This window comes from Litchfieldella anticariensis FP35 = DSM 16096, from assembly GCF_000409775.1.
GTDB lineage: Bacteria > Pseudomonadota > Gammaproteobacteria > Pseudomonadales > Halomonadaceae > Litchfieldella > Litchfieldella anticariensis.
This window is the reverse complement of sequence record NZ_KE332392.1, coordinates 366654-387713: the sequence shown is the minus strand read 5'-3', so window position 1 is coordinate 387713 and position 21060 is coordinate 366654. Positions and strand designations below refer to the sequence as shown.

Genomic DNA, 21060 nt, shown 5'->3' with positions numbered 1-21060 from the left:
GGCAAGGTTTTTCTTATAGCTTATAGCTTCAGGCTTACAGCTCCCGAAAGGGCTAGTCCTTCGGCGGCAGCAGATGATCGAGCTGCCATTCGCCCATGCGTTTCACGAGGTGTGCGCGCACCTCGCCAGGTGTCGCCAGCTTGAGGGTTTCGTGTACCAGAGCCTCGGCAGCGGCGAGCGGTACCCGACGAATGGCGGCCCGCACTCTGGGCAGGCTTGGCGTGTTCATCGATAACGCATCGAACCCCATGCCCATCAACAACAAGGCACCAGCCGGGTCGCCGGCCAGTTCACCGCAAACGGACGTCGGCATGTCCAGTGCGACCGCTTCCTGGGCCAGACGCGCCAACGCCGCCAACACCGCTGGGTGGCAAGCATCGTAGAGTTCGGCCACACGCGGGTTATTGCGATCCACTGCCAATAGATACTGGGTCAGATCGTTGCTACCCACCGAGAAGAAGTCGACTCGTTCGGCGAGTGATTCAAGCTGATAGAGCGTGGCTGGCACCTCGAGCATCACCCCGATCTTGGGGCGCTCGACCTCCACGCCCTCTTCGGCAAGTTCGGCCTGGGCGCGGTCGATCAGCTTCAGGGTATCATCGACTTCATCGACATTGGTCACCATCGGCAGCAGGATCTGCAGATTGCCCATTCCTTGGGAAGCGCGCAGCATGGCGCGAAGCTGCACCATCAACACTTCAGGATGGTCCAGGGTCACGCGGATGCCGCGCCAGCCCAGGAATGGATTGGCCTCTTCGATGGGAAAGTAGGGAAGATCCTTGTCACCGCCAATATCCAGCGTACGCATCACCACTGGCAAAGGCGCGAAACTCTCTAGCTGATCGCGGTAGAGACGCATCTGCTCCTGCTCGCCAGGGAAGCGTTCAGTGATCATGAAGGGGACTTCAGTGCGATACAGCCCCACCCCACTGATCCGTGTCTTCAGCGACGCTACCGCATCTACCGCCAGCCCCGTATTGACCATGAGAGGCATGTCATGACCGTCCGGCGTGCGGCTTGGCAGGTCCTGCTCGTGCTCGAGCACTTCGGCCAAGGCCGTTTCCTCGGCAATCAGGCTGCGATAATGATTTTTCAGTTCCTCATCGGGACGCACGAACAGTCGGCCGCGGTGGCCATCGAGGATGACCGGGGCGCCATTGAGGCGCGGCAACGGCAAGTCGACCATACCCAGCACAGTAGGAATTCCCATGGCTCGGGCTAGAATCGCCACATGTGAGGTGCTGGACCCACGAATCGAGACCAAACCGGCCAGCTTGCCACGCGGCACTTCACCAAGCGTCGCCACGCTGATCTCGTCACCGACCAGGATGGTACGTTCAGGGAAAGTATCCGGCGTCTGCGGACTTTCCTCCTGCAGGTGTGCCAACACTCGGCGTCCCAGGTCACGCACGTCCGCCGCCCGTTCACGCAAATAATCATCGTCGACTCGTTCCATGTATTGCACATGGCGTCGTACCACATCGGCCAATGCCCCCGGTGCCCACTGTCCTTCGCGGATGCGTTTCTCGACTTCCTGCGCCAATGCAGCCTCACCAAGCATCTGCTGATAGACCTCGAACAGCGCCAACTCCTGAGCGCTGATGCGGCTGGCAAGGCGTTCACCAGCGGCACGGATTTCATCGCGGACCCGATAAATGGCATCCTTGAGACGCTTGATTTCGTAGTCGATATCGGTGGGCACCAAGTCGGGCACGTTATCGAGATCGGCCGGTGGTGCAATCACCAGCGCTTCGCCGATGACCATGCCTGGCGAGGTCGCCACTCCGGTGAATACCGCCTGCCCGACATCACGGCTGGGCCTGTTGAGCGTACCAGTGGCCAGTGCATGAGCCAGCACACCGGCGAGTTGCGCCGCCATGGTCACCAGGAAGGCTTCGTCACCCTCGTCGAAACGCCGCTTGTCCTGCTGCTGAACGACCAGCACCCCCAGCATGCGCCGTTGATGGATGATGGGAACACCCAAAAAGCTGGAGAAGCGTTCTTCGCCGGTCTCGGCGAAGTAGCGAAACTGTGGATGACCGTGAGCATCCTCGAGATTGAGAGGTTCCTCCCGCTGGGCAACCAGTCCCACCAAGCCCTCTCCCAGGCGCAAGGACACCTGGCCAACGGCCTGGGCGTGCAGGCCAATGGTTTCCATCAACACCAAGCGTTGCTGTTCGACATCGAATAGATAGAAGGAACAGACATCGGTCCGCATGGCCTTGCGAATACGACGCACCATGGTCGACAAGGCAGCGTTGAGATTACGTGCCCCGTTGACCTCCTGGACGATGCGACGAAGAACATCGAGCATAGCTTGTCTACTTGTGTGGCCAGATAAAGTCATGCCGTCAAAGGGAATTCACTCGTCTCCCAATGCCAGCTTCTGTGCACGTGGCGCCAACTCGCGCAAGGCACGGCGATAAACCTCTCGTTTGAAAGGTACCACCTGACCCAGCGGATACCAGTAGCTCACCCACCGCCAGCCATCGAATTCAGGCTTGGCGGTGGTATCCACGCAAATCCGCGTTTCCTGGCAGCGGATCTCCAGCAAAAACCATTTTTGTTTCTGGCCGATACAGACCGGCCGCGAATGCGTTCTCACCATGCGTCGTGGCAGACGGTAGCGTAGCCACCCCCGGGTGCAAGCCAGCACGTCGACATCGGCTGCCGTAAGGCCGATTTCCTCTTCAAGCTCTCGATACAGGGCCTGTTGTGGTGTCTCGTTTGCCTTGATGCCTCCCTGAGGAAACTGCCAAGCATTCTGTCCTACCCGACGCGCCCAAAGCAGCTGGCCCTCGCGGTTGGCAATAATGATGCCAACGTTAGGGCGGAAGCCGTCAGCGTCGATCACGGACGTCACCTTAATGAATCCACAATTGCTGACATTCTTCCACAAAGCCGGAAAGCGCATCAATATAAGCTGTCTTTGGCAAGACAGAAGCTTACAGCCATAGGACTCTTCTGCCATACTCTGCTGCCTGCCATACCACCTAACCGACACAAGCAAGGGGACAGCCTTGAGCCTGGCTATCTTCGATCTAGATAACACCCTCCTCTCCATAGACAGCGACCATGCATGGGGAGAGTTTCTGCTCGAACAGGGTGCCGTGGATCCTGTCAGCTATCGTGAAGCCAATGAGCGCTTCCTGCGCGATTACCAGGACGGCACCTTGGACATTCATGCCTTCCTGGAAGTGGCACTCAAACCACTGGCGGACAATACGCCAGAACAGCTGACAGCCTGGCATCAGCAGTTCATGGCCAGCAAGATCGAGCCCAACATCCTGCCCAAAGGCGAAGAACTACTCGCCCGTCATCGTACGCGTGGCGATACCCTGTTGATCGTTACCGCCACGAATCGTTTCATTACTGGCCCCATCGCCAAACGTTTGGGCGTCGATCACCTGATTGCCGTGGAGCCGGAAATCGTCGGTGGTCGCTACACCGGCCGTGTCTCCGGTACCCCCAGTTATCGCGAGGGCAAGGTGGTGCGGATGGAAGAGTGGCTGGCTGACAAGGAACTGACCTTGGACGACGCCTGGTTCTACAGTGATTCCCATAATGACTTGCCACTTCTCGAGCGGGTCGACTATCCAGTCGCTGTGGACCCTGATGAATCGCTACGTCAGGTAGCCGAGGCTCGTGGATGGAAAATCATTAGTTTGCGCTGAAGCTTCGGGCTTCGGGCTTCGGGCTTCGGGCTTCGGGCTTCGGGCTTCGGGCAGCAATCTCGTTACTTTCAAGCCAACTGCAAACAGCTCGCAGCCCGCTGCTCGCCGCTCGTGACCTGCACGCAGCATCCTCCTTTCGCCAGCAGGTTCAAAAATTTTCATATTGCGCCGCATCACGATGACAACATCTTGGAAATCATGATAAGCGAATGATTTTCAAGATGTTTTTCTTTTTCACAAGACCCAAGGTTTTCCTTATGGTCAAGTGATTAAGCATAAAGTCGAGCTTTGGCATGGATTTTCTTTGTCGACAAAGTGTCTATAATGCAGCCATCCGACTCATGTCGAACCTGATGGTTGAGTACTTTTATCGTCAGGCTCAGGGCCTCCGGGTAACCCTCGGGGGGTTCGTCCCGCACCAGGCAAGCGAGAGCACCCATGTCCACACCGACCTATGATGTCCTGATAGTGGGAGGCGGCATTTCCGGTACCGCTCTTCTCTATGAGCTGGCTCGCTACACTGACCTCAAGGCCATCGGTCTGGTCGAGAAGTACGATCATGTGGCGATCGTCAACTCCCATGGCCGTAACAATAGCCAGACCATCCACTGTGGCGATATCGAAACCAACTACACGTTGGAAAAGGCCAAGGTGACCAAGCGCACCGCAGGCATGGTGGTCAACTTCGCGACCAAGCTGGCGCCCGAGGTGCGTGACAAGATCGTCTACAAGTATCCGAAGATGGTATTGGGTGTCGGTGAGACGGAGTGCGAGTTCCTGCGCGAGCGCTATATCCGTTTCAAGGAGCTTTTCCCTCGCATGAAGCTCCTCGAGCGCGACGATATCGCCGAACTCGAGCCCAAGTTGGTGGAAGGACGTCGACCGGAAGTCCCGATCGTCGCCATGGGTTCCACCGATGAATACACCGCTGTCAACTACACCACCCTTTCCGAGGCCTTTGTCGAAGAAGGCAAGAAGAATGCCGAAGAGAAAGGCATGACCTATGATGTGCACCTCTCCACGGCGGTCGAAAGAATCGAAAAGGATGGCGACCTGTTCAAGATCAAGACTCCCAACAAGGGAACGCTGACCGCTCGCTACGTCGTGGTCAGCGCTGGTGGGCATTCGCTGCTTTTCGCCCACCAGATGGGCTACGGTCTCGACAAGTCCTGTCTACCGATGGCCGGCTCCTTCTACTTCACTCCTCGCGTACTCAACGGCAAGGTCTACACGGTGCAAAACGAGAACCTGCCGTTCGCCGCTGTGCATGGCGATCCGGATGTATTGGTGGAAGGCAAGACTCGCTTTGGCCCCACAGCCCTGATGCTGCCGTTGCTGGAACGTTATAACAACAAGACGTTCATCGAGTTTCTCAAGGTGCTGCGCCTTGACCGTAGTGTCATCAAGGCACTCTGGGACTTGCTGAAGGTACGCGACATTCGTCGCTACATCTTCCGCAACTTCCTGTTCGAGGTTCCCTGGCTACGCGAACGCCTGTTCCTCAAGGATATCCAGAAGATCGTACCCAGCCTGACCGTCAAGGAAGTCAGCTTCGCCAAGGGCTTCGGCGGCGTGCGTCCACAGCTCATCGACAAACAGCAGAAGAAACTCGTCATGGGCGAGGCCAAGATCAATCCGGGCACCGGCATCGTGTTCAACATGACGCCATCTCCCGGCGGCACCAGTTGCTTGGGCAATGCCGAAAAGGATATGTACCTGGCCCAAGAACATCTCGGTTTCAACATCGACAAGGATGCCTTCGAGCGAGACCTACTCAAGGGCGAAGTTCCGTTGACCGACCTGGAGCGTCCCGCCGCCAGCTCGTTGATGTAAAGATGTAAAAGGCTTCCTGCCCATCAAAAGTCGCTCGTCGCCCCGGTACTATCCGGGGCGACGGCATTTCAACCGTAGGCACCATAGGCGATGCCCCTCTGCCTGCGTTATGCTAGGCCGTCGCTTGACCACGCCAACTCGCCCCAAGGAAGGCCCATGGCACTTCGTCGTCCTTCGCTATCCTTTCTTCTGGCTTCCGGTTGCGGGCTAGCTTTGGTGTTGTGGCTAGCCTTCGGCGATCTGCAGCGCTTTCGAGCCGAAGCTCCACCAGCTGACCCGCTCACCGTCGACCCCTTGCCACGCGTGGAAGTCCGCGAAAGCCTGCAGAAGGCTTATCGACCATCACTGATAGCGCAAGGACAACTCACTCCTTGGCATGAGGTCGAATTACGCGCCCGTGCCAGCGGCCAAATCGAATCACTGGCAGTCGAAGTGGGACAAGATGTCGAAGCCGGCGACCTCCTGTTTCGCCTGGATCAGGAAGAGCTGCCGGCACAACTGGAGCGTGCCAAGGCAGAACTGGAACTTGCGCGAGCCGAACTCTCCGGCGCCGAAAGCCTGCGTGAGCGCAACCTGGTCTCGCGCACCGAGCTGTTGCGCCTGGCCAGCGGAGTCGCGCAAGCTGTCGCCGAGGTGGAAAGCCTACGCCAAACCCTATCTCACACACGTCCGCGAGCCCCATTTTCGGGCAGGCTCGACCGTCTCGATGTCGAGGTGGGCGATGTATTACAAAGTGGCGAGAGCTATGCACTGCTGATCGAGGACCGTCAGCTGAAAGCTCGCGCCTTCGTCTCCCAACGCGATGTGCTCGGCTTGACCCCAGGCCTCGAGGTGCGTCTGACCCTGCTCGACGGCAGCCAGCTCAGCGGTGAACTGACCCATGTCGCCAGCCGTGGCGACCCGGATACACGCACCTTCAGTATAGAAGCCCGCGTCGATAACCCCGACCGTCGCCGCCTGGGGGGCGCCAGCGCGACACTGGATATCCTGCTCCCCGAGCGCCAGGCGCACAGTCTGTCGCCGGCACTGCTGGTACTGGATAATGCCGGCCGCCTGGGCGTCAAGACACTCGACGATCAGGATCGAGTCGAGTTTCAACACGTGAAACTGCTGTCCGCCAATGATCAGCAGGCCTGGGTGACAGGCCTGCCCGAACGCGTGCGACTGATCACCCTCGGAGGTGGCTTCGTCGAGTCCGGAGAACTCGTCGAGGCCGTCCCCGTGGCGCCGGATTCCTCTCCCACTAAAGGCGCAACCACGCTGGCCAATGGCAGCTTGCCCAACACCGATGTCAGTGACGATAGCGCTTCCAAGGGGCGGTGATCGATGCGCACCTTGATTCTTGCCGCCCTCGACCGCTCGCGCACCACCTTACTGCTGTTGGCCTTTTTCCTGATCGCCGGCATAGCGGCCTACCAAGCCATCCCCAAGGAAGCCAATCCCGACGTGGCCATTCCCATGATCTACGTCTCAATGACGTTGGAGGGGGTGAGCCCGGAGGATGGCGAGCGTCTGTTGGTCCGCCCCATGGAACAAGAATTACGAGCCATCGAAGGGGTCAGCAAGATGACCTCTCAGGCTAGCGAAGGCTACGCCTCCGTGACGCTGGAGTTCGATGCCGGCTTCGATCCTCGTCAGGCGCTGGCCGATGTACGCGAGCAGGTCGATATTGCCAAGAGCTCACTCCCCGAAGAGGCCGATGAGCCTCGTGTCATCGAGGTCAACGTAGCGCTGCTTCCGGTGATGTCGATCGGTCTATCGGGACCGTTGGAAGAAAACCAGTTGCTGGCGGTGGCACGCCGGCTCCAGGAAGAGATCGAAGGTATACCCGAAGTATTGGAAGTGGACATTGGCGGCGAGCGTGAAAACCTGCTGGAGATCGTCGTCGATCCCTTGGTACTCGACAGCTATGAGGTCGATTTCGACACCCTGTTCAATCAAGTGTCACGCAACAATCGGCTAGTGGCAGCTGGCAGCCTGGATACCGGTGCCGGCCGTATGGCGCTGAAGGTACCCGGTGTGATCGAGAGCCTCGAGGATGTTCGTTCCATGCCGGTCAAGGTCGATGGCGACCGGGTGGTGACATTCGGTGATGTGGCACATATCCGTCCCACCTTCAAGGACCCCGACGGCTTCGCCCGGATCAACGGCCAACCTGCCCTCGTGCTGGAGATCACCAAACGTACTGGTGCCAACATCATCGCCACCATCGAATCGGTCCGCGCCGTGTTCGAGGAGGCCGCCCCACTACTTCCGGAAGGCCTGAGCGTCACCACCATTCTGGACCAGTCACAGACTGTCGAAGACATGCTCTCGGAGTTGCTCAACAATGTCCTGACAGCGGTGGTACTGGTGTTGATCGTGATCCTGGCCGCCATGGGGCTGCGTGCTGCCTTGATGGTGGGGCTGACCATTCCCGGGGCTTTCTTCACCGGGATCCTGCTGATCTGGTCGATCGGCTATACCCTCAACATCGTAGTGCTATTCTCGCTGATTCTGGTCGCCGGCATGCTGGTAGACGGTGCTATCGTGGTGAGCGAACTGGCCGACCGCAACCTCCGGGAGGGGCAGCCACCACGAGACGCCTGGTCCAACGCCGCTTCCCGCATGTCGTGGCCGGTCATCGCTTCCACCGCCACCACACTGGCGGTTTTCATCCCACTGCTGTTCTGGCCCGGCGTAGTCGGCGAATTCATGAAATATCTGCCGGCCACGGTAATCTTGTGTCTTCTGGCATCACTGGCCATGGCATTGATCTTCCTGCCTACCCTGGGCGCGATCGTCAGCCGCGGAAGCGACCAAGGCCGAACCCGGATTGCCGTTACCGCAGGCGGCCGCGCGTACCACCGGTTGCTCGGCTGGCTGCTCACCCGCCCCGGAACTACCCTGCTCGTTGCCCTGGCATTGATGGCATTGATCTATGTCGGATATGCCCGTTTCAACCATGGGGTAGAGTTCTTTCCTGAGGTCGAGCCAGACAGCGCCCAAGTACTGGTGCGCGCGCGCGGTGATTTCTCGGTAACGGAAAAGGATGCCATCGTGCGCGACGTCGAGGCCCGCCTGACCGGCATGAGCGAGGTCAAGGCTCTGTACGCACGCTCCTTCGCCAGATCCGACGAAGAGTCCCAGCTCGGGGCCGATGTCATTGGTGTGCTGCAATTCCAATTGATCGATTGGCAGGAGCGGCGCCGAGCGCGCGACATCCTTAATGACATGGCCAGGCGCACCGAGGACCTGCCCGGCATCGTGCTGGAATTTCGCCAGCAGGAGGAAGGACCTGGGGCAGGCAAGCCGATTCAGCTCGAGGTCAGTTCCGCGGATATGGAATTGACCCTCGACGCCGTCGACCAGTTGCGAGCTGCCATGGAGTTGCTGGGCGGCTTTCGCGATATTGAAGACGATCGCAGCCTGCCGGGTGTGGAGTGGAGGGTCAATGTCGACCGTGAGGCGGCGGCGCGTTTCGATGCTGACGTCACCAGCGTCGGCAGTGCGGTGCAATTGGTGACCACCGGCCTGGAAGTCGCCAACTACCGCCCCGCCAATGTCACCGATGAAGTGGACATTCGCGTCCGCCTGCCAGAGAGCTGGCGCTCCCTGGACCAGCTCGGCCGCCTGACACTCAACACATCACGCGGCCAAATGCCCATCAGCCACTTCGTCGAGCTGAAACCCTCCCCCAAGGTCGGAAGCCTGCAGCGTATCGACGGACGCCGTGCCATTACCCTGGAAGCCGACGTGACCGCTGGCTTTCAACCCGACGAGCGCCTCCAGGCACTGAGGGAAACCATCGATTCATTGCCCGATGGCGTGATGGTCAATATCGCCGGCGAACAGGAGGAACAGCAGGAAGCCGCCCAGTTCCTGATTACCGCCTTCCTGGTTGCCATATTCCTGATGACAGTGATTCTGGTCACGCAATTCAATAGCCTCTATCAGGCTACGCTCGTGCTTTCGGCGATCGTCTTTTCCACTGCCGGTGTGCTGCTCGGGCTACTGGTCAATGGCCAGCCATTCGGTATCGTCATGGTCGGCATGGGGATCATTGCCTTGGCGGGTATCGTGGTGAATAACAACATTGTGTTGATCGATACCTACAACCATCTGCGCCGTGAAGGTCTATCGGCTCCGGAAGCAGCATTGGAGGCCGGCAGTGTGCGTTTGCGCCCAGTATTGCTTACCGCGATCACCACGGTGCTAGGGCTGATGCCAATGGTATTGAGCATCAATGTCAACCTGTTCACGCCGTCACTGGGGATTGGGGCGCCTTCGACGCAGTGGTGGACCCAGCTTTCCAGTGCCATCGCTGGCGGTCTGACCTTCGCTACCGGCCTGACGCTGCTGCTGACGCCGTGCATGCTGGTCCTGGGGGCGCGGCTGTTCAAGAGCCGCTAAGGCAGTACCACCTTCATCGCGAAGCAAAGCTTCACTCCCACTGCGGTCCGCCAACCATCGTGGGAGTGCAGATTCTCTGCGCGATCCGGCCGCAGGCTGGCTCAACGGCCATGGCCCTATGTGGCGGGGGAAGAACTCCGGGTAGCGGCCTGCGCTCCAGGGGGAGGCGAATGGGCGGCGTGGAGGCGACCGATCAGTTGGTCTTCCAAGGCGAAGCGTTCGGTGAGCCCTTTGCCCAGGCGATCGAGCCAAGCCGGCAGACGCGGCAGATAGTGCTGGCATCGAGTCGGCGAGGCATAGTCAGCATCGAAAGCCAGCACCAGTTCGGTGGACATCTCCAAGCGCTCGAGCAATTTGTCGGCAATCACTAGCGCTTCGTCGTCGCTGAAAGCCTTGGACTCTTCGCGTAACTGGGGATAAATCTCGAAGTGACCGGCACTGATGTAATCCATCAGCAATTCACTAAAAGCGTCGATCCGTGCCTTTTCGACTGCCTCGAGCTCGACGTCGCATGCCTCTTGCAGCTCGACGAAACTCACTAGCATCTCGCGCCGCTGATCCAGCCAACGGTCTATCAGCTGGTGCACACCACCCCAGCGTTCCAGTGCGGACTTGCAGTCTTCCAGCATGGGCGCCTCCCTAGCTCATCGACAACGCTGACGATCGTTTCCAAACGCAGCGTGGACTGACAGACTCACCCGACTTGCTCTCGCTGTCAATCCCGATCATGTCGTAACTTTTTGCAGGATCGGTTCAGCTCATGACATTGCCATGCACTGCCTTCGAAGTACCACTCCGCCAACCATGCAACAGTATGCCCAGCGGTGCTATGGCAAGTATCAAAAAGCCGATCAATGTCCAGGCTGGCAACGACAGCCCAAGGAACAGGAAGCTGATATTGGCGCACTCACCGGAAGCGGAGAACACTTGCACCAACACTTCGCGCAAGGGCAGGACATCCATCATGTAGTCCAGGCTCGGCCCACAGCTCGGCACCTGATCGGGGGGCAAAGACTGCAGCCATAGATGACGCCCGGCCACCCCGGCTCCACCTGCCACACTGAGCAAACCCAATCCACCATAGAGAATGCCCCAGCGCCCCCTTGGGTTGTGAAGAGCCGCAACCAACAGCACGGCAGCGGTGGCCAGCACCCCGACTCGCTGGAAGATGCACAACGGGCAGGGTTCGAGCCCCATGACATGCTCGAGATAGAGAGCCACGCCCATCATCAGTACACAGAACAGCAGACCGGCGATGCTCCATTGCCGAACGCTCAAGGTCTTCACGGATATCATCGGCCAACGGCCTCCTTGCGTGTTACACGGGGTTCCCGTGCACGGGCGAAATAGTGATCGAGAAAATCACCGAAGCTTTCGAGATCTGCCGTTTCGATATCACCCTGCTGCTGGTGCGAGGTCTCGGTCAGTTGGGTAAATAATGCATCACGGGCGCGATCCATGGGTTCGCTGCGCAGCTTGGCGGCTTGGTCGTGGGCCAATTCCAGCATGTAGTCGACGAAATCGTCGCCACGCTCTTCGAGCGCCAGCAGCATTTGCCCCGAAGGAGTCAGGCGTGGATCGTCGAGGCGCGGTGCGAGTGCAGCAATCGCATCCGCATGTGGCGAACCGCCTTCGATGGTATCCAATAGTTCAGCGACCAAGGCAAGTTCGACGAACACGCTGTGCCCCAACGCGGCCAGCCGCCGCTCGGTACCGTCGATCGCCAGGCTCAGCGAGGGATCGCGTCCGCGCTCGACCACCAAAGCGCGGTTATCGTCGAGGCGGTCGCATTCTTCGTCGGGAATCCAGGGGCTGTCGGCGAGCAGGCACCACATCAGGAAGGTGTCCAGGAAGCGCATCTGGGTTTCGTCGATACCCAGCGTCATGAAGGGGTTGAGATCCAGGCAGCGCACTTCGATGTACTCGACGCCGCGCGACTCGAGCGCCTGGCTGGGCGTCTCGTCGTGCCGGGCGACGCGCTTGGGGCGAATATCGCTGTAATACTCGTTTTCTATCTGCAGAATATTGGCGTTGAGTTGACGCCAGTCGCCGTCGACGTTGACTCCCAGTCGTTCGTAAGCCGGCCAAGGAGTGGAAATCGCATGACGCAGGGTACCGACATAATTCGACAGCGAGTTGAAACAGATCTTGAGCTGGGCCTGAACCTTGTTCTGGTAGCCAAGATCGGACATGCGCAAGCTGGTGGCGTATGGCGATACCAGCGTGCGACGAGCGTGCTCACGAAGTTTGTCTGAGGTCGGCGAGTCGCCAAGAAAACTCCTGTCCAGCGCGGGGGAAGCGCCGAACAGATACATCAACAACCAGCTATGGCGACGGAAATGACGAATCAGGCCGAAGTAGCGCGTCGACCGGTAGTCATTCATGGCAGTCTCACCCTGCCCGTCCAGTTCGCGCAGCAATGCCCACATGTTGTCGGGCAGCGAAACGTTGTAGTGCACTCCGGCAATGGCCTGCATGATACGGCCATAGCGCACATCCAACCCCTTGCGGTAAACGTGCTTCATGGTGCCGACGTTGGAGGTGCCATAATCAGCGATAGGCACACTGTCGTTACCATCGAGCAGTGCCGGCATGCTGGCTGGCCAAATCAGTTCGTCGCCTAGATGGCGATAACTGAAACGATGCAAATCGGCAAGGAACGCCATCGCATCCTGGGGCCGACAATACACTGGCGTGATGTACTCGAGCAGCGCCTCGGAGTAGTCGGTGGTGATATGCGGGTGGGTCAGTTTCGAGCCCAACGCATGGGGATGCGGTGTCTGTGCGATCCGGCCTGTGGAGTCGACACGCAGACCTTCCTTCTCGATGCCGCGCCGCAGACGGCCTATCAACCCTTGGCGGGCCGGCCCTTTGAGCCGCTTGATGACGGTGGCGAGTTGCTCGGACAAGGTGAACACCCCATGTCATGGAAGCGGCCATCGAAACACAGCCGCTTCGGTCGTGATAACCACGCGAGCGGCGACCCTCGGCCGGCGCTTGCACAAATGTCAGATTATGGTGGCTAGCCGTCGCCTTTCAAGGTTCGAGCTTCGAGGTTCGAGCTTCGAGCTTCGAGCTTCGAGCTTCGAGCTTCGAGCTTCGAGCTTCGAGCTTCGAGCAGATAATTGTCGTTGGTTCCGAATCATCTGCAAACTGCCCGTAGCCCGTAGCCATCACTTCCCCTTGCGCGCCTGGAGCAACGCCGCTCCCAATGCACCCAACTGACTGCCATCCTGGGCACCAGGCTTCTCTTTGCCCTGGGGCTTGCGCTGACTCTTGCGTGGCCCGTTGCCATTGGCACCGCCACGCTCGCCGCCACGCTGCTCTCCCGGCTCGTCGGCCAGGCGCATCGACAGACCGATCCGCGCGCGCTCCAGATCGACACTCATTACCTTGACCTTGACGATGTCACCAGCCTTGACCACCGAGCGCGGGTCCTCGACGAACTTGTCGGATAGCGCTGAAATATGCACCAGGCCGTCCTGATGTACGCCAATGTCGACGAAGGCACCAAAGTGAGTCACGTTGGTAACGCTGCCTTCCAGTATCATGCCCGGCTCGAGGTCCTTGATGGTTTCCACCCCTTCGCGGAATTCGGCGGCACGGAACTCGGGACGCGGATCGCGGCCAGGCTTGTCGAGTTCCTTGAGAATATCGCTGATGGTCGGCACACCAAAGGTGTCGTCGACGAAATCGGCTGGCTTGACCTGCTTGAGGAAGCCGCTGTCACCGATCAAGCTGGCCACCGCACGCCCATCGCGAGCGGCGATACGCTCCACCACCGGATAAGCCTCGGGGTGTACGGCACTGCTGTCCAGGGGATTGTCACCATTCATGATGCGCAGAAAGCCGGCGCACTGCTCGAAGGTCTTAGGCCCCAGACGGCCGACATCCAGCAGCTCCTTTCGGCTCTTGAAAGCCCCCTCGCTGTTGCGTCGCGCGACGATGTTCTCGGCCAGTCCCGGATTGAGCCCCGAGACCCTGGAGAGCAATGCCATCGAGGCGGTATTGAGATCCACGCCAACGGCGTTGACACAGTCTTCGATCACCGCTTCCAGGCTGCGGGACAGCTGTACTTGGGAGACGTCGTGCTGATATTGCCCCACCCCGATCGACTTGGGTTCGATCTTGACCAGTTCGGCCAGCGGATCCTGCAAACGCCGGGCGATCGATACTGCACCACGGATGGTAACATCGAGGTCGGGAAATTCACGTGCAGCATATTCCGACGCCGAGTACACCGAGGCACCGGCTTCACTGACCATCACTTTGGCCAGGCGATGCTTGCCCGCGATCAGTTTGACCAGTTCAGCGGCCAGTTTGTCGGTCTCGCGGCTAGCAGTACCGTTGCCAATGGCAATCAGTTCGACACCATGCTTATCGACCAGCTTGGCAAGCACGGCCAACGACTCATCCCAGCGGTTCTGTGGCGCATGCGGGTAGATAGTGGCATGTTCCAGAAACTGGCCAGTGACATCGACCACCGCCACCTTGCAGCCGGTACGCAGACCAGGGTCAATGGCCAATGTCGCCTTGGGGCCAGCCGGAGCAGCCAACAATAGGTCTTTGAGGTTGGCAGCGAAGACCTCGATGGCTTCCAACTCGGCACTCTCGCGCAGACGGCCCAGCAGTTCTGTCTCGAGATGAGTATAGAGCTTGACCCGCCAGGTCCAACGCACCACTTCCTTCAGCCAACGGTCGGCGGCACGCCCTTCATCACGGATATCGAAGTGTTGGGCGATAGCCACCTCTCCAGGATGACGCGGCGCCTCGTCCTCGCCGGGCAATTTGATGGACAGCGACAGCACCCCTTCATTGCGGCCACGGAACATCGCCAGTGCACGGTGAGACGGCGTCTTGGCCAGGCGCTCATCGTGCTCGAAGTAGTCGGAGAACTTGGCGCCCTCGCGCTGCTTGCCGTCGATGACCCGAGCGCTGAGTTGCCCTTCGTCCCATAGCCGTTCGCGCAGACGTCCTACCAGTTCGGCGTCTTCTGCGAAGCGCTCCATGAGGATCTGTTTAGCGCCATCCAATGCGGCCTTCGCATCCTCAATGGCAGGAACATCCCCCTCCGCCGGACGCAAGTAATCCTGTGCGGTGACCTCGGGCTCGAGGGTCGGATCGCCCAGCAAGGCATCAGCCAGCGGCTCGAGGCCGGCCTCGCGAGCGATCTGCGCCTTGGTGCGACGTTTCTTGCGATACGGCAGGTAAAGGTCTTCCAAGCGCTGCTTGGTGTCCGCATCGCGAATCAGACCAGCCAGTTCGTCGCTGAGCTTGCCCTGTTCATCGATGGCGGCGAGAACCGCTGCACGACGTTCTTCGAGTTCACGTAGATAGCGCAACCGTTCATCAAGATGACGTAACTGGCCATCGTCCAGGCCACCAGTGACTTCCTTACGGTAGCGGGAAATGAAGGGCACGGTGGCCCCGCCGTCAAGCAGTTCCACCGTGGCGGCCACTTGTTGGGGGCGGACCGCAAGTTCTTCGGCGAGACGGGCGGTGATCTTGGCTTGTGCGTCCATGAAATCCTTGACGTTCAACCGGCAAAAGTTGGCGACAAGGTATCACAAACGTCGCAATGGCGCCGCCTCGTCAGCGAGTTTCCGCAATCTAGCGACGCCAATTGCCCCCATCCCAGAACGGCCGGCGCGATTCACGCTCCACATCCTCGCGAGTCAGCCCGATATCGCGCAGCATCTCGTCGCTAAGTTCACGCAGTTGCCGTCTCTCATGTCGCAAGCGACGCCAGCGGGACAGACGCGCCCACCATTCGCCAAGCAGGCCGGGCCGAACGTACAGCGCATGAAGGCGGGCTGCATCAGGTCCGTCGTCTCGGCAGGTCGATAAGGTCATGACAACCCCCTTCCTAGCTTTCCAGTGGATGGAAGAAGTGTCGAACGAAGCCTAAAATCAATCCAACGAATGTTTTTGATGCCAAACATCAAACCTAATGATGGATATCACCATGCTCCAGACCATCGACCATGAGTTACTGCGCACTTTCGTCGCCATCGTCGACCATGGCGGCTTCACTCGCGCCGCAGAAGCGGTAAACCGAACCCAGTCCGCCGTTAGCATGCAGATCAAGCGGCTCGAAGAGGATGTGATCCAGCGCCCGCTGTTCGAGCGCGAAGGACGTACGATGCGCCTGACCAGCGAGGGAAACACCTTGCTCAGCTACGCGCGTCGCATTCTCGACCTTCATGGCGAGGCACTCAACGTATTGCGCACCCCCGATATGGTGGGTCGTGTCAGAATCGGCGTGCCCGATGATTATGTGATGCGTTTCCTGCCCGGTATTCTCAAGTCCTTTTCCCAGACTTGGCCCCTGGTGGACGTGGAGGTGCACTGCGCCCCCTCCTCCGAGCTACTAAGCCGCCAGAAAGGTAACCTCGATCTAAGTATCGTGACCCGTGAGGTGGGCCACGAGATAGGGGAAATCCTGCGTCAGGACGAGACCGTCTGGGTCGTCGCCGATAGCCACTCTCCGTATCGACAAACGCCTCTGCCGCTGGCACTTTTCGAAGACCCATGTTTCTGCCGCCGACACGCCTGCAACGCACTGGCCCGTGCCGGGCGCCAGTACCGGGTCGCCTACAGCAGTCCCAGTCTCGCTACCCTTCAGGCGGTGGTCAGCGCCGGGCTGGCCGTTTCGGCATGGATGCGGAGCTTGGTCACGCCGGGCATGCGCATTCTTGGTGAAGAGGATGGCTTCCCGACATTACCCGATGCCTCGATCGTGCTGCTGCGTACCCCTGGGGCTCACTCGCCAGCCATCGACGGATTGGCTAGCCACATCATCGAGGGATTCAAGAACTAATCCACTCAATCCACATGGCAGAAATATCAGTTTTTCATAAAATACTTAATTACGAATATAAAGGCAGACAAATCAAACTATTTCTTTTGATAAATTTCTTTTTATTCAAGTTCACTACCGCTCTGCCGATAGAACAGTTAGGGCACGTACCAACTCCACGAACCTACTACACAGCATAAGGACATGCCGATATACGAGAAGCCAACCGACTCATTAAGGAGATACTAATGACAAAGCTTCTTAACAAGATAAGTGTCAAATATGCTGTTGCCTTCATCGGTGTAGCCCTGTCATTGCTTGCCGTCGTCGCAGTGGACTTTCTTCTCATCAACTCCGTCAAGAATCGCATGACCGAGTTCAGCGGCACCTTCAATACCGCAATATCTGCCGTTCTGAATGCCGACCGCGATCTTTATCAAGCCCATGTCGCCGAACTGGAGTACCTAAGTTCAGAGCCAGACTTGGAAAAGGCTCACATGCAGATGGAAGAGTACGAGGAAAATGCCCAGCAAGCCTATGACCGCATGCATGAGTTTGCACGAATGCTGGCGGCCTATCCCGACATTATCGAAACATTGAGTGAGTTCGAAACACGATTCGCTAATTGGGCCGATCAGTCCAAAAAGGTATTTTCGCTGCATGCCATTGGCGATACATCTGCAGCAATCTCCCAGGCTGAGGGAGCCTCACGAGAGGCTTTCAACGAGTTGCGGGAAATCTACGATATCGCCGGCGAAGCCGCAGGTGGGAAAGTCGTCGAACTGGAAGCCACTACCTTGGGGAAAATCAAAAGCCAGCAATATGTTGTGGGTGCTTTTGCTGTGCTGGTCTTTCTCGCCTCACTTGTCATCGCCCTCATGGGGCCAGCCATGATGTCGCGTTCGATTCGACAGGTAAGCGACCGCATCAAGGAGATCACCGAAGGCGATGGTGACCTGACCGCGCGCATCGAGAGCAAACGCAAGGACGAGATCGGCGACCTGGCCCATCAGTTCAATGCCTTCATCGTACGGATCGACAGAACCTTGCAAGCAGTGCGTGCCAACACGCTGAGCGTACATAACGCCTCGAATGAAATCGCAAAAAGCAGCCAGGATTTGGCCTCCCGCACCGAACAGGCGGCCTCGAATCTTCAACAGACGTCAGCATCGATGGAAGAGATTACAGCGGCGGTCAACAATACCTCCGACGCTACCCAACAAGCCAATCATCTGGTGCAATCGACGATGGATGTCGCCCGGCAAGGACATCAGGCAATGCGCCAAGTCGAGAGCACCATGGACGAGATCAGTGCTTCGGCTTCCCAGATCAATGAAATTATCACGCTGATCGATGGCATCGCCTTCCAGACCAATATCCTGGCACTCAACGCCTCGGTCGAAGCGGCGCGGGCTGGGGAGCATGGAAGAGGATTTGCCGTCGTCGCCCAGGAAGTGCGTACACTGGCCAGTCGTTCCAGCGATGCCTCGAGGGATATTCGTGAATTGATCGACACTTCTGTGGCCCGCACCCAATCCGGTGCCGATCTCGTCAAGAGTACGGGCAGAACGATGCAGGAAATCGTCGAAAGTATCGAGAGAATCACCGACGTGATCGGCGAAATCAGCACTGGAGCGAAAGAGCAGAGTCAAGGCATCGGCCAGGTCAATACGGCTATCACCGAATTGGACAACATGACCCAGCACAATGCCGCGATGGTCGAGGAATCGAGCACAGCAGCGGACGAAATGCGCGAGCAGGTCGAGCGCATGAACGCGCTACTTGCTTCCTTCCGCTTGAACGACGATATGCCCACCAGGGATGGGTCCACTTTCATCCCTCTCGAGAGCACGAGCACCAAACGGCCCCCGGCTCACGTCAAACCTGCACAAGTAGCGCCATCCTCCCAGACAAGAGAAGCCGTCGTGGAGTGGGAGGAATTCTAGGCACATTCCCTGCGAAGCGCTGACCGAATGTCATCAATGCCTTCTCAGGCAGGCACGAAGGTCAGCGCCCGCCCGTTGTTGCACCAGCGCAGCCCGGTGGGTTCGGGTCCATCCTCGAACACATGTCCTTGGTGACCACCACAGCGGGCGCAGTGGTATTCGGTGCGCGGCCAGATCAACATGTAGTCGACTTGGGTCAGCAAGTGGCCCTCGACATGTTTGAAGAAGCTTGGCCAACCGGTGCCCGAATCGTATTTCATGGCGCTGGTGAACAGCAGCAGATCGCAGCCCGCACAGTGGTACTCCCCTTCGCGCGTTTCCTTGTCCAGCGGGCTGGAGAAAGCCGGCTCGGTGCCATGATCACGCAGGATGTCGTATTGTTCGCTCGTTAGGCGCTCTCGCCATTCGGCGTCGGAAAGTTCCAGCAACTCAAGGCCTTCGGCACGCTGGAGATCCAGCTTGGGCCTTGCCGAAACGATGCCTGGCAACAAACCGGCCAAGCCTCCGGCACTCAACAGGCCGAGAAAGTGACGACGTTTCATAACGGCTCTCCATTGGGTGATCCGGCGTCCTGCCCAACTATCACCACCATCAAATACAGAAAACGGGGTGAATCTTGTGATTCACCCCGTTTCGACCGCCTGCAGGCGGTAGGGTTCTCAAGTCCTTAGTGCAGCTTCGGCCCCGCAGAGACGATGGCCTCATCGACCCCGGAGAACTTCTTGAAGTTGTCGACGAACTTGGCCACCAGTTCCGTCATCTGACGATCGTAAGCCGCGCGATCGGCCCAGGTATCACGCGGATCGAGCAAACGGGTCTCGACACCAGGCACAGCCACCGGCACGTCGAGATTCAATCCTTCGATGGTCCGAGTCTCGACATCGCGCAGAGCTCCAGACTGAATGGCACTGATGATGGCACGGGTGGTGGGAATGGAGAAGCGCGAGCCGCCCTGACCGTAGCTACCACCGGTCCAGCCGGTATTGACCAGATACACTCTTGAGCCATAGGCCTCTACCCGCTTGATCAGCAGATCGGCATATTCACGCGCCGGGCGCGGGAAGAACGGCGCACCGAAACACGTCGAGAAGGTTGCTTCCAGCCCATCCGAGGAACCCATTTCGGTCGAGCCGACCTTGGCGGTGTAACCGGACAGGAAGTGGTAAGCCGCCGCTTCCTTGGACAGCACGGACACTGGTGGCAGCACGCCGCTCATATCACAGGTCAGGAAGATGATAGCGTTGGGTTCACCGGCACGATTCTCTGCCACTCGCTTGTCGATATGTTCCAGCGGATAGGCGGCACGCGAGTTCTGGGTGAGGCTACCGTCGGAGTAATCCGGCTCACGACGGTCATCGAGGACCACATTCTCGAGCACTGCACCGAACTTGATCGCTTTCCAGATCACCGGTTCGTTCTTCTCGGAGAGATCGATACACTTGGCGTAGCAGCCGCCCTCGACGTTGAACACGGTGCCCTTGCCCCAACCATGCTCGTCATCGCCGATCAGGTAACGTGCCGGGTCAGCGGACAGCGTCGTCTTACCGGTACCGGATAGTCCAAAGAACAGCGTAGTCTCGCCATCCTCACCAACGTTGGCACTGCAGTGCATGGGCAGCACATCGACAGCAGGAAGCAGGAAGTTCTGCACCGAGAACATCGCTTTCTTCATTTCCCCGGCATACTGCATGCCGGCGATCAACACCTTGCGCGCAGAGAAATTGAGAATCACTGCGGCTTCGGAGTTAGTACCGTCACGCTCCGGCTCACAGACGAAGTGCGGTGCATTGAGGATGACCCACTCGTCCTTGGTGGCAGGATTGTAGGCTTCCGGGCGGACGAACATGGTGCGTCCAAACAGGTTATGCCAGGCGGTTTCGGTATTGACACGAATCGGCAGGTAATGGGAAGGATCGGCACCGACATGAAGTTCCGAGACGAAACAATCACGCTCCCCGAGGTAGTTCTCGACACGTTTCCACAAGGCATCGAACTTGTCGGCCGGGAAAGGACGATTGACGCTACCCCAGTCGATATGGTCACTGGTGGAAGGCTCATCGACGATGAAACGATCCGCGGGGGAGCGACCGGTTCGCTTGCCCGTATTCACCACCAGGGCGCCGTTGGCGGCCAAGTGTCCCTCCCCTCGCAACACGGCTCGCTCGATCAGCTCGGCATTGCCTAGGTTGGTGAAAACCTGGGGGCTCGCATTCTCCACAGTGGTATCGATCTGGGCGGCAGCATGAGTCGTGGTCATGTTGGTGTCCTGGGCCTCGTGGCCGATTCTCTCTCGTTAGCCCGTGGTGTCATTCGACATCGGGGCGGCGGCACTGTACTCGGTCACACGGACGAGTGTGCTCGTCTCTAGTAATAATGGGCGGCGACCAAGCTCCATGAAAGAAGGCCATTATGGCAA

Annotated in this window: 15 protein-coding genes; 6 read left to right on the top strand and 9 right to left on the bottom strand. The window is 58.7% G+C overall.

The annotated features are described in order from the left end of the window. Positions 1-52: 52 nt before the first annotated feature. Together ptsP and L861_RS17350 are read right to left on the bottom strand one after the other, a co-directional pair. On the bottom strand, positions 53-2314 hold the full coding sequence (ptsP, locus tag L861_RS17355; RefSeq protein WP_016417948.1) for a phosphoenolpyruvate--protein phosphotransferase: 2262 nt from the start codon (positions 2312-2314) through the stop codon (positions 53-55). 48 nt (positions 2315-2362) lie between these two features. Continuing rightward, on the bottom strand, positions 2363-2854 hold the full coding sequence (locus L861_RS17350) for an RNA pyrophosphohydrolase (protein WP_027947886.1): 492 nt from the start codon (positions 2852-2854) through the stop codon (positions 2363-2365). A gap of 166 nt (positions 2855-3020) precedes the next feature. Between L861_RS17350 and L861_RS17345 the strand changes: the two genes are divergently transcribed. The 4 genes from L861_RS17345 (at position 3021) to L861_RS17330 (ending at position 9899) form a co-directional block, all read left to right on the top strand. Next, a complete protein-coding gene (locus L861_RS17345; RefSeq protein ID WP_016417946.1) occupies positions 3021-3674 on the top strand; it encodes a histidinol-phosphatase in 654 nt (217 codons plus the stop codon). Between the two features lie 438 nt (positions 3675-4112). Then, positions 4113-5507, top strand: a complete 1395-nt coding sequence (locus tag L861_RS17340) for an FAD-dependent oxidoreductase (RefSeq protein WP_016417943.1) — start codon at positions 4113-4115, stop codon at positions 5505-5507. A 156-nt stretch (positions 5508-5663) separates the two neighbouring features. Further along, positions 5664-6830 carry an efflux RND transporter periplasmic adaptor subunit gene (locus L861_RS17335; protein WP_016417942.1) on the top strand — a complete coding sequence of 389 codons (1167 nt, stop codon included), beginning with the start codon at positions 5664-5666 and terminating at the stop codon, positions 6828-6830. 3 nt (positions 6831-6833) lie between these two features. Further along, complete coding sequence (locus L861_RS17330; RefSeq protein WP_016417941.1) at positions 6834-9899, top strand: efflux RND transporter permease subunit; 3066 nt, start codon at positions 6834-6836, stop codon at positions 9897-9899. A 116-nt stretch (positions 9900-10015) separates the two neighbouring features. Here L861_RS17330 and rsd read toward each other — a convergent pair whose 3' ends face one another. The 5 genes from rsd to L861_RS17305 form a co-directional block, all read right to left on the bottom strand. Further along, positions 10016-10528, bottom strand: a complete 513-nt coding sequence (gene rsd, locus L861_RS17325) for a sigma D regulator (RefSeq protein WP_016417940.1) — start codon at positions 10526-10528, stop codon at positions 10016-10018. A gap of 124 nt (positions 10529-10652) precedes the next feature. Beyond that, positions 10653-11195 (bottom strand): disulfide bond formation protein B, encoded by a 543-nt coding sequence (locus tag L861_RS17320; RefSeq protein WP_016417939.1) that lies wholly within the window; start codon positions 11193-11195, stop codon positions 10653-10655. Further along, on the bottom strand, positions 11192-12817 hold the full coding sequence (gene gshA, locus L861_RS17315) for a glutamate--cysteine ligase (RefSeq protein ID WP_016417938.1): 1626 nt from the start codon (positions 12815-12817) through the stop codon (positions 11192-11194). The genes L861_RS17320 and gshA overlap by 4 nt, the downstream gene beginning before the upstream one ends. A gap of 255 nt (positions 12818-13072) precedes the next feature. After that, positions 13073-15421, bottom strand: coding sequence for a Tex family protein (locus L861_RS17310; RefSeq protein ID WP_016417937.1), 2349 nt, complete (start codon positions 15419-15421; stop codon positions 13073-13075). Positions 15422-15509: 88 nt separating this feature from the next. After that, a complete protein-coding gene (locus L861_RS17305; protein ID WP_016417936.1) occupies positions 15510-15752 on the bottom strand; it encodes a DUF1127 domain-containing protein in 243 nt (80 codons plus the stop codon). A 112-nt stretch (positions 15753-15864) separates the two neighbouring features. Between L861_RS17305 and L861_RS17300 the strand changes: the two genes are divergently transcribed. Both L861_RS17300 and L861_RS17295 read left to right on the top strand, forming a co-directional pair. Next, entirely contained in the window at positions 15865-16719 is an 855-nt protein-coding gene (locus L861_RS17300) for a LysR substrate-binding domain-containing protein (protein WP_035568760.1), read from the top strand. Between the two features lie 227 nt (positions 16720-16946). After that, positions 16947-18644, top strand: a complete 1698-nt coding sequence (locus L861_RS17295; RefSeq protein ID WP_016417934.1) for a methyl-accepting chemotaxis protein — start codon at positions 16947-16949, stop codon at positions 18642-18644. A gap of 44 nt (positions 18645-18688) precedes the next feature. Here the strand turns inward: L861_RS17295 and msrB are convergent, their stop codons facing one another. Continuing rightward, positions 18689-19186 (bottom strand): peptide-methionine (R)-S-oxide reductase MsrB, encoded by a 498-nt coding sequence (msrB, locus tag L861_RS17290; protein ID WP_016417933.1) that lies wholly within the window; start codon positions 19184-19186, stop codon positions 18689-18691. Positions 19187-19311: 125 nt separating this feature from the next. Continuing rightward, positions 19312-20901, bottom strand: coding sequence for a phosphoenolpyruvate carboxykinase (locus L861_RS17285; RefSeq protein WP_016417932.1), 1590 nt, complete (start codon positions 20899-20901; stop codon positions 19312-19314). Positions 20902-21060: the final 159 nt, after the last annotated feature.

What these genes read in the sequence shown, in the direction of transcription:
- L861_RS17330 (WP_016417941.1), top strand. Translation starts at nt 6,834, where the DNA reads ATGCGCACCTTGATTCTTGCCGCCCTCGACCGCTCGCGCACCACCTTA.
- rsd (WP_016417940.1), bottom strand. Translation starts at nt 10,528, where the DNA reads ATGCTGGAAGACTGCAAGTCCGCACTGGAACGCTGGGGTGGTGTGCAC.
- L861_RS17335 (WP_016417942.1), top strand. Translation starts at nt 5,664, where the DNA reads ATGGCACTTCGTCGTCCTTCGCTATCCTTTCTTCTGGCTTCCGGTTGC.
- L861_RS17295 (WP_016417934.1), top strand. Translation starts at nt 16,947, where the DNA reads ATGACAAAGCTTCTTAACAAGATAAGTGTCAAATATGCTGTTGCCTTC.
- L861_RS17310 (WP_016417937.1), bottom strand. Translation starts at nt 15,421, where the DNA reads ATGGACGCACAAGCCAAGATCACCGCCCGTCTCGCCGAAGAACTTGCG.
- msrB (WP_016417933.1), bottom strand. Translation starts at nt 19,186, where the DNA reads ATGAAACGTCGTCACTTTCTCGGCCTGTTGAGTGCCGGAGGCTTGGCC.
- L861_RS17300 (WP_035568760.1), top strand. Translation starts at nt 15,865, where the DNA reads ATGCTCCAGACCATCGACCATGAGTTACTGCGCACTTTCGTCGCCATC.
- L861_RS17320 (WP_016417939.1), bottom strand. Translation starts at nt 11,195, where the DNA reads ATGATATCCGTGAAGACCTTGAGCGTTCGGCAATGGAGCATCGCCGGT.
- L861_RS17285 (WP_016417932.1), bottom strand. Translation starts at nt 20,901, where the DNA reads ATGACCACGACTCATGCTGCCGCCCAGATCGATACCACTGTGGAGAAT.
- L861_RS17305 (WP_016417936.1), bottom strand. Translation starts at nt 15,752, where the DNA reads ATGACCTTATCGACCTGCCGAGACGACGGACCTGATGCAGCCCGCCTT.
- L861_RS17340 (WP_016417943.1), top strand. Translation starts at nt 4,113, where the DNA reads ATGTCCACACCGACCTATGATGTCCTGATAGTGGGAGGCGGCATTTCC.
- ptsP (WP_016417948.1), bottom strand. Translation starts at nt 2,314, where the DNA reads ATGCTCGATGTTCTTCGTCGCATCGTCCAGGAGGTCAACGGGGCACGT.